1 protein-coding gene is annotated in these 565 nt (G+C 59.6%); it reads right to left on the bottom strand.

Annotation, left to right across the window (positions count from 1 at the left end; translation table 11 throughout):
* The coding region (gene menC, locus NW820_RS13410) for an o-succinylbenzoate synthase (RefSeq protein ID WP_414407777.1) at nucleotides 1–565 on the bottom strand (565 nt) is incomplete at both ends.

Genomic DNA, 565 nt, shown 5'->3' with positions numbered 1-565 from the left:
GGCGAGTCCTGGTTAAGCCGATCACAAACCATCAGCCACCGGTGGGCCTCCGCAAGCGTTAACCCCCCATTGGCATCCAAACGCAGATGGGATCCTGGTGGCAACCGCTCCAGCCATTGCTCCAGCTTCTCCAACTCCTGCTGCATGGGATCCCTCCCCACCTTGAGCTTGTACACCGACCGCGTGAGTGGGACGGAGTCCTTGTAGGAGTCCTTGTAAGATTCCGGCGGCAGGGTCTCCCCCAAAAGTTCACAGAAAGAGAGTAGAGAGAGATCCTTGTTCAACCAATCGGGATCCCGACAGGCCAGCCAAGCGCCTTCCAACCCAAACCGGCAGGCCGGCAGTGCTTCTGGGATCCCCAAAATATGCGCCTCCGACAAAAGAGGGGGCAGCTGCCGACAAAACGCCAGAGCCTGCTCTAAGGTCTCGCTGCCAAACCAAGGGATGGGAGCAATTTCCCCATATCCCTGACAGCCTGTCTCCCGATCTGTAAGTCGGATCAGGATCCCTTCGCGCACGGACCACAGTCCGTGGTGGGTACGCAGGGGCCGCCGAAAGGGACGCC

The organism is Synechococcus sp. R55.7 (genome assembly GCF_047461955.1).
Taxonomy (GTDB): domain Bacteria; phylum Cyanobacteriota; class Cyanobacteriia; order Thermostichales; family Thermostichaceae; genus Thermostichus.
This window is presented reverse-complemented; position numbering and strand designations above follow the sequence as displayed.